This is a genomic window from Salinivibrio sp. PR6, assembly GCF_001995955.1.
GTDB lineage: Bacteria > Pseudomonadota > Gammaproteobacteria > Enterobacterales > Vibrionaceae > Salinivibrio > Salinivibrio siamensis.
Window position 1 is genome coordinate 1 of sequence record NZ_MUFA01000032.1, and the last position, 9,032, is coordinate 9,032.

Annotated in this window: 5 protein-coding genes; all 5 read right to left on the reverse strand. The window is 43.9% G+C overall.

The features are described 5' to 3' along the window. Positions 1-908 precede the first annotated feature (908 nt). The 5 genes from BZG72_RS16485 to hsdR all read right to left on the reverse strand — a co-directional run bounded on the left by BZG72_RS16485 (position 909) and on the right by hsdR (position 8,738). The gene (locus BZG72_RS16485; protein ID WP_241832566.1) at positions 909-1,118 is read right to left on the reverse strand and encodes a hypothetical protein; all 210 of its coding nucleotides are present in this window, start codon (positions 1,116-1,118) and stop codon (positions 909-911) included. Between the two features lie 2 nt (positions 1,119-1,120). After that, on the reverse strand, positions 1,121-2,905 hold the full coding sequence (locus BZG72_RS15655; RefSeq protein WP_198930079.1) for a restriction endonuclease subunit S: 1,785 nt from the start codon (positions 2,903-2,905) through the stop codon (positions 1,121-1,123). Continuing rightward, the gene (locus BZG72_RS15660; protein WP_077667243.1) at positions 2,905-4,395 is read right to left on the reverse strand and encodes a type I restriction-modification system subunit M; all 1,491 of its coding nucleotides are present in this window, start codon (positions 4,393-4,395) and stop codon (positions 2,905-2,907) included. The genes BZG72_RS15655 and BZG72_RS15660 overlap by 1 nt, the downstream gene beginning before the upstream one ends. Before the next feature lie 139 nt (positions 4,396-4,534). Continuing rightward, positions 4,535-5,860: an MATE family Na+-driven efflux transporter gene (locus BZG72_RS15665; RefSeq protein WP_077667244.1), complete on the reverse strand. Its 1,326-nt coding sequence runs from the start codon at positions 5,858-5,860 to the stop codon at positions 4,535-4,537. A gap of 433 nt (positions 5,861-6,293) precedes the next feature. Beyond that, positions 6,294-8,738 carry an EcoAI/FtnUII family type I restriction enzme subunit R gene (gene hsdR / locus BZG72_RS15670; protein ID WP_077667245.1) on the reverse strand — a complete coding sequence of 815 codons (2,445 nt, stop codon included), beginning with the start codon at positions 8,736-8,738 and terminating at the stop codon, positions 6,294-6,296. Positions 8,739-9,032 lie beyond the last annotated feature (294 nt).

Below are 9,032 nucleotides of genomic sequence, written 5' to 3' on the forward strand. Positions count from 1 at the left end.
CTGCCAAGGAAAGTTAATAGTAGCCTTGTCTTTATTATAGATGAATGAAGTTTAGAGTAATGTTTGTTACTCACGGGTATTCATCTATTTTCTAGGTTTTCTTAAGGCAAAGTTATTTTGTGAAAATCATCGACTTAAGTAGTCAAGTTTAGCGAGATGTAAACATCCCAGAGTAGTATCAACAAACATCCCGTTTTCTGATACCAGGCAGGAATGAAGTGTTTACGGTCTCATAAAGTAGGGTTCGAGCTTTTATGATACCTAACTGATTGAYGATACCAATTGTGATGCCAAAAGGAGTGAGTAATGGATAGTAGACGGACATTTGCTTATTGTCGTGTATCGACTAGCTAGCAAGAAGAGTCTAAAATAAACGTGGGTAATGCAAAGAGCAATCGTCAGTGTCCCAACGCTAACTTGGAGTGAAGCAGACTCTCATAACAGAGAAAAAGGTTCTCTGAGTAGCGAGTTGTTGTAACAAGGGATTGGTGAGCTAGCTATTGATCCTGCGAGAACACTGTTCTCGCTTAAATTATCAAAACCTAAAGATTGCGTATTTTATTAACAAATAAAAACACTTCGAGGAGAACGATGTTCTACTCAACGCTTGGTACTTTCAGTTTTGGGTAGCCGAATCAGTCTGCTTTCTCTACAACCATACCACTTTGCTCTGCAAAGTGAATCAATAGAGTGATATTGCTGAGAAGTCTACTGGTAGGTGATGGCTACCACTTCACCGTTAGGCAAAGTAATCAGAGCATTTTCATCGTTGTGGAAACGACGAATTCTACCTAGAGGGCTTTCATCGACTAGGATGGCAATACGTCGTCTTACGGGTTCGTTAAGTGCATTGAGCACATCACTCAGACTTCGTGGCTGATGCTTTTCGATCCAGTCCGCATCTAACGCTAGCGCGAGATTGCTAACAGGTCAATACGGCGACGGCTGTCTTCCCAGACTGAAAACTCCTCTGATATCACCAAACAATCAGGAGCGATGGCATCAATACAGCCTTTCAGCGCTTCTTGTAAATCGTGCCGCTCTTGCAGCCCTTCTGCTGCAAAAGTGGTCGGTGTTAGTGCGGTGAGGTTTTTATTGGCGATATTGTAAAGAGTCATGGTTACACCGCTTGTTCAATCACACTATCAGTAAATTGGAAATGTGCATGCTTTCCTTTTTCTAAAGAAAGTTTGAGCTTATCGCATAGATCAATTAGCTCCTCTACTTTCTTCACAATCAGCGTCTGTTCTCTAATGGGGGGGAGTGGGATTGGTGCCATTTTCAACTTATCTTGAGATATGTTCATTTGACTTTCTGCCATGCCAGATTTAGCTGATTCCAGATATTCTGAAGTAGCCCCTGCGTTTAGACACAGCGAAACGAAGTTGTTAGACATCCCAAGTTCTATTAGGTGAAAGCGAATAATTTTATCTGAGATCATAAGCTTAGGCCTTGTGGTTTGAACCAAGCAAGATACTCCGACTCTGTTTTTGGGGCCTGCTCTAGTAATCAAAATATCTCCATTCTTTACCTCATATTGAGGTCGAGGTTCCTTGGAGGGGCTGAGAACTTTATTTTCATATTCTCTATACTCCATACTCTGAACGGCGGTTGTTTTAAGTACCCCCCAAGTTTCGTGATTTGGAGATGCCTCTGGTGGACAAGCTGGACTCCAACCAGCATCCATTTCACTAGTTAATGAGTTCAAGTGACACCACTCCCACCCACTCGGGAGTTCAAACGGTTTTTCATCTTCACTAATCGGTGGTAGTGCTTTTTGCTTTTTGATTTTCTTCTCTTTGACTAACTGCGCTTTTTCTTCCGCAATTCTTTTCAGTAACTCAGCAGCGGGTTCATCGCTTGGATCTTGTGGAACTAGCTTACCCATTACCGCCAGTTGCAGAATAGTTTGCTTAAGCTGGTCGATACTCTCTTCAGTGGTGAATAAGGTATCGAAATGCTCACTGATTCGCGCCCAGTTTTGCATCAACTCGTCAGCATCGGCAGAGTTGGTAAGTGTGTCCAACAATGTTGTTACCAGCACTTGATGCGCTTCAATACTGGCTTCAGTTTGCTGCTCAAGCTGGTCGCAGAGTGCCATTAACTCATCGACTTTAGCGACGATGCGGTGTTGTTCAGCCTCTGGCGGTAAAGGAATAGTTAATAAAGATAGTGATTCAGCGTTAAGCGTAAAGCCCATAATCGCATTCTTTTTATTTCCCGAGTTTGCTCGGCTTGGTAACACCTTAAACAAGTAACTTTGCAAAACTCCTGTGTACGGAAATACAGAAATGATTGCTTCATTGTGGAAAGCGTCAACATTGAGAATAGAGGCTTTTCCTACGGTTAGCTTGAAACTCATCAGCATAGTTCCAGCGGGAATCGGTGCTCGCTTAAAAACTTGTTCTACCGCTATATCACTAACTTTTTTAGTGGATACACTAACCGTAGATTTGTCATTTAGGTCTGCAATACTCACCCAAGGTATTCCAGTTTCATCCCAATACAGTGAGTTCTTGGTAGCAGGTGTTTTTCCTGCCCCATAATGAGCAACATCTGGGAAACGTACCCACTTCCATCCATTTGGCAAGTCAAAAGGCTTTTCTTCATCGCTTATATTAGGAAGTTTCTTTGACTTTTTAATCTTCTTTTCTTTAACTAATTGCGCTTTTTCTTTCGCGATACGCTCAAGCAACACCGAAGCAGGCTCATCATTGGGATCTTGCGGTACTAACTTCCCGCGCACAGCCAACTCCAGAATTAGCTCACGCAGCTTCTTAACACCGTAAAGCTCTAGTTTCTTGCTGCTACCGCGACCAGAGGTTGATTGGGTCTTTACTGACGACGTCCAAATATCAATATGCTCGGTAATTAACTTATTCATAGGAGATTGGTCTACTGCCATTACTGCTCTCCACCTTGCTTTTTACCTTGAATGGTAGAGCTAAATGCATCACCGAGAATACCCTTCAGTTGGTCACGCAGTGCTTTAATGTCTTGCTGCTGCTGCTGATAGCTCGCCAGTAATTCTTCAGGATCATGGCTGACGACTTCGTCCTGATACGGGTTTTTAATATCAAGGTTAAAGTTGCGCTCGATAATATCCTCAATCGACACTTTCCAAGCTTGCTTGGTCTCGATACGGCTAGCGAACCCATCGGCCTCATTACCCCACCAATCTATCTCTTGCTGGAACTCTTCAAACTTCATTGGTTTGGTTTTGCTGTAGTTCTTCACACCTTCTGGATAAGGGTGCTCATAGAACCACACTTCTTTGGTCGGTTGGCCTTTGGTAAAGAACAAAATGTTGGTCTTAATACCCGTGTACGGGTTGAACACACCATTAGGTAAGCGAACAATCGTGTGCAGGTTGCACTCTTCCGTCAGCATCTTCTTAATTTTGGTTTTTACACCTTCACCAAACAAGGTGCCATCAGGCAACACTACACCAGCGCGACCATCTTTATCCAATACTTCCACAATCAGCTGCAAGAACAGATCGGCGGTTTCACGAGTTTGCATATCGGAAGGGAAGTTCTTTTCAATCCCGTCCTCTTCTGTGCCGCCAAACGGTGGGTTAGTCGCAATCACATTGATATTGCTGTCCCAGTTTGCGAGCGGCTTGTTAAGCGTGTTGCCATGCCTGATTTGCACTGGGACTTCGACGCCGTGGAGCATCATGTTAGTGACACATAGCAGGTGCGGTAACTGCTTTTTCTCTACACCTTGGATTTGTCTTTGTAGGGTTTTATGGTCGTCCGTGGTTACCACGTAGTTCTCTTTGACGTGATCGAACGAGCAGGCCAAGAACCCACCCGTACCACAAGCGGGATCCATAATTTTTTCACCCAGTTTAGGGTCAAGACGACTGACGATAAAACGAGTCACCGCGCGAGGGGTATAAAACTCACCTGCATTTCCAGCGCTTTGCAGATCACGTAGGATTTGCTCGTAGATATCACCGAACAAATGACGGTCGTTAGAGTCAGTAAAGTCAACTTCGTTGAGCTTGTTGATCACCTGACGCAGCAATGTGCCATTTTTCATGTAGTTATAGGCATCACTAAAGGCTTCTTTCACCACAAATCCACGTGGATTGATGTCTTTAGGCGTATTGAGGCTTTTTAGGCCAGGAAACAAATCATCGTTGACGAACTCTAGTAACTCGTCACCTGTAATGCCTTGTTTATTTGCCGCCCAGTTTCGCCAAAGGTACTTGGCTGGAATGGGTTCTCGGTAATCTTCTAGCTCAAACTCTAAATCTTCCTCTTGTGCATCAAACACTTTAAGGAATAACAGCCACGACATTTGGCCTAGACGCTGCGCGTCACCATCAACGCCCGCATCTTTACGCATGATGTCTTGAATAGACTTGATCACTGAACTGATTGACATGAAGTTCTACTACTAACCGACTACAAAAATTGTTGTCGATGTTAGCATTTTTACGTCAATGTGAGTACTGACATAGGGAGTGAAGTGCCCAATAACACTGGGGTATTAGTGAGCACTTATCTCTATTACGGTAACTGGTTTAATAACTTACTTGATATTGATTCATGCTCATCTTACGTCGTAAGACAAGGTACAACCCCCAAGTGATTAGCGCATCGGCGGTAATGCCTAACCCAAACATGATGGCAATGCGTTCAAGCGTTGGAACAAAGATGCCGATTTGATAAAGCACAAAAGCACAACCGTAAAACAAGGTGTTTACGATAAGTGATTGATACAGCATTAAGTCAGTGCGCCCTATACCGTAAAAGTAACTGTCAATAACATTGTTTAAACTGAAAATGGCATAGAACCCTACCATTAGCCAAACTAGCCGAGTGATTGCTTGTGAATCCTCCACTCCCATGACATTAGCTACAAAGCTGTTCCAAAGCGGCGCAGTGAGTATCCAAAGCCCAATGATGCCTAGCGTTATCCAAAGGTAGGCATTGACTCGTTCAGATGTTAGCCCGTTATTTGTTGCAGCATCTTGCTTAACCAGCTGCCCCAACGTCAAAACGGGAAGTAGCAACCAGCCCCAAATAAATTGATTGGCAACCCAGTACGTTCCCGCTTGTTGTACTTGGTTAATAAGCTGAAGAATCATGACAATAAAAGCGGTATTACGAACGAGCGATTCAAGCCCTGATTTCCATCCAATTTTTCCCCATTCTTTCAGCCACTGCGATTGATGTCCTCTAGAAAAATTGAAGCTCAGCGTGATCTCCGACTTAGATAAATAAATCAGGGCAAACAGCGCGAGAAGACTATTGACCACGATATTGCTCAGAGCAATACCATTCACTCCTAACTGGAGGGAATAACTTAATTGACTAACAAAGACGCTGTCACAAAGGACGGTCATGAGCGTTTGTACGAGTAGAAGGCCATACAGCGCCTTTCGTTCATTTTTTAAGACGAGAACCAAAGATAAAAACGCATAGAAGCTGGAAAGCAGAATAGCGGCAGATTCCAATCGAATGTATTGGATTGTTTGGGTCAGTAGTTCAGCCTGTTGCTGCATAGCATCAACAAAGCTCGGGGCTAGCCACAATACCATTAAGGTCACCACAAAATAGCAAATCAAGGTAACCCAAAGAGATAGACTGGCTCGGTCGCGAAAAGCTTCGTTACTATGAATAACGCTGCCTAGAATAAATGCTAGAGGGATAAGCAATGCTTCGCTGAGGACTTCATATCCCACATTGAGCCATGCGACTTGTGCAGCAATGCTAAAAGTCCATGGGCTGGGGATGCTGCCCAAGAAGTAGATTCGTGTAGTTGAGTAGATTAAGGGTATTAAGCTTGTCAGAATCAGGACTAGCCACAGCTGATAATTGATAGTCTTTATTTGATGATGTTTCAATTTTTAAGCCTTGTTATCTTCACTAGAGATCTCGTGGAGAAAGCGACTCGCCACAGAAAAATTTTAATCAGTTTTTTGTTCCTAAGTCTTTCAAACAGCGTGATTAGTTACTGAAAAATATAAGAATATTGCACTGTGCTGAAATGAGCTGCTGAGCAATCAAATACTTAACATGGGAAATCAGCTTGGTTACGGCATGCTTGGGAAGGCCATTGTGTTTAAGCTTGCAAGCAAGCCGCTTACCTTGCTTGGCTCCATCGCCAAAGCGAGATCGATACTCGCCTAACGATACGCAAGAGAGTTTAGGCAAACGTCTTTGTGTTTTTAGCCAACAGTGCTTTATCTGAATTTAGCTTACCAAACATATAGGTATGCATCATGACTTGAGATCGTTAACCAAGCTAAACACGCTCTAGCTTGGTTTAAACACTGATTAGGCTGAATGATAGATCTCAGCTTCCAACTCAGAAATTGCTTGCAAGTACTGCTCTCTCCCACCAAAGCACTTATTGACAATTTCAGCAGGTCGCCCCATCTCATCAAAAGGCTTTACCTTGAGTACATGAATATTCTCAAGCTCTTGAACACCTTCGTCAGCGTATTTGTCCAGTAGGTTGTTCAACACCTGCTGAGCCGTTTCACCGTACTTCGTGAAGTAGTTGCGCTTTTTGACGTTATCAGCCCGTTCTTTTCTAGTGAGCGCTGGTTGGTCATAAACGACATGACAAATCATGTCGAATGGGTCGAGATCTTTGCCCACTTCTAGCTCTAATGCTTCCCAGATGATGCCTTCCTCTGCCAGTTCATCAATGATTGCTTGCTTTCTATCGGCATCTTGCCAGCGCTTAACAAAGTCATCCATCGAGGTGAACTGTTTTGCCATCGTCTTGCGGGTATAGTCTTTGAATGATTCGGTTACGAGTTTACCGTCAGCATCGTAGTATTGAACACGTTCGGCAATGGCTGTAACGGTTACGCCGTTGACATGGAACTTTCTTACTCGGTTTTCATCCTGCCAATCATCATCGGCATTGCTCCCACCTGAAGGCGGTGAACCTGAGTCGTATGACGATTCGGGTTCATGGATGCTTTCGGGGTCGATATCTTCGCCTTCAAATGGATCATCTTGCTCAAGTTCATCCTCACCATCGATGATTTCATCTAGCTCTTCATCGGTATCGAAGTCTTCTGGTTTTGTCTCTTTAACTCGCTCAGGGACACCATCAAAGCGCTCATCAGCGAACAGTTCAGTCGCCTTTTTGAAGTCCAGAATAGTAAACCATAGCTTTCCGTAACGATCATCAATACGGGTTCCGCGACCGATGATCTGCTTAAACTTAGTCATCGACTGAATGCCCTGGTCAAGAACAACTAATTTGCACGTTTTTGCATCGACACCAGTTGTCATGAGTTCTGAGGTGGTCGCAATAACAGGATAAGCCTTTTTGGGGTTGGTGAAGTTATCAAGCTGGGCTTTGCCGATTTCATCATCACCAGTAATTTTCATTACGTATTTTTCATTCTTAGCAACTTGCTTAGGGTTGCAGTTGATCAGCGCTCGACGCATACGCTCTGCATGGTCAATGTCATTACAGAACACAATGGTTTTAGCCATCGGGTCGGTGCGCTTGAGGTAGCTGGTGATGGTCTGTGCAACAAGTTCTGTTCGCTCATCAATGACCATAGTTCTGTCGAAGTCTTTCTGGTTATAGATCCTGTCTTCGATAACTTCACCATGTTTATCGACTTGTCCTTTGGTTGGTCGCCAACCTTGTAAATCTACATCGATATCCACACGTACAACTTTGTAAGGGGCTAAGAAACCGTCTTCAATACCTTGCTTTAGAGAGTAGGTATAAATGGCGTCGCCAAAGTACTCGGTGTTAGACACGATATCGGTTTCTTTTGGTGTCGCGGTGAGTCCTATTTGAGTCGCTGAATCGAAATACTCAAGAATCTCGCGCCATGCGCTGTCCTCAGCGGCACTGCCACGATGGCACTCGTCAACGACAATAAGATCAAAGAAATCAGGATCGACCTGTTTGTATGCTTTTTGGTGTTCTTCTGGGCCAGTCAGAGCTTGATACAACGCTAGGTGGATTTCGTAAGCGGGATCGACAGTTCGGCCTGTGACTTTGGTCATCGCGGTGCCGAACGGTTGGAAGTCGTTGGTCTTAGTTTGATCGACCAGAATGTTTCTGTCCGCCAAAAACAGGATGCGTTTTTTAGCTCGGGACTTCCATAGTCGCCAAATAATCTGGAATGCAGTGTAAGTTTTGCCCGTACCCGTTGCCATAACCAAGAGGACGCGGTTTTGTCCTGCTGCTACCGCTTCCACGGTTTTGTTTATCGCCTGTAGCTGATAGTAGCGCGGAGACTTACCGCTACCATCATCATGGTAATCTTGAGCAATGACGGGAAGGTGCTCGGTTTTGTAGCCTTTCCAAACGCAGTATTTGTCCCATAGTTGCTGAGGTGTTGGGAAGTCTTCAAGTCGAATTTCAGTTTCGAATTGACCTGGGTTGGTTTTGTCGTGGAAGATAAAACCGTCGCCATTTGAGGCAAAGACAAAAGGGACTTCAAGTAGGCTGGCGTAATCTAGACCTTGTTGCATACCTTTGCCGATTTCATGCTTATTGGCTTTAGCTTCGACGACAGCTAGAGGCATACTCGGTTTATGGTAAAGGACGATGTCCGCAGACTTAACCTTCTTCCTCGCCGCTGCCTGACCACGAACAATGACCTTACCATCTCGTAGTTTTACTTCTTGACGGATCTGCGACATATCATCCCACCCTGCGCCTTTGATAGCAGGAAGTATGAATTTCGTGATGATATCGGTTTCAGATAGCTTTGATTTATTGATTGTCGATTCCATGCGATTGGCTAGCCCACTACAGTGCCTTTCATGACTATACCAAAGGATACATAAAAGATACTAACTTATCAGTGAAGTGGGTAACGGTATGGATTAGCCTATAAGGCGAAGAGCCTGAACATGCCGTCATCAATAGGTTTATATATGCAATGAGAATTTTGTGATGAGACTAATCAGAAGAAGCTGTTTTCGAGCAGTGACAGTCTTTGTTCGATTAGAAGAAAGGATTTTCTGCCCCCTATACCATCGAGATATTATTAATAATAATTTATTGCGCTAGGTTATGGTTTAAAT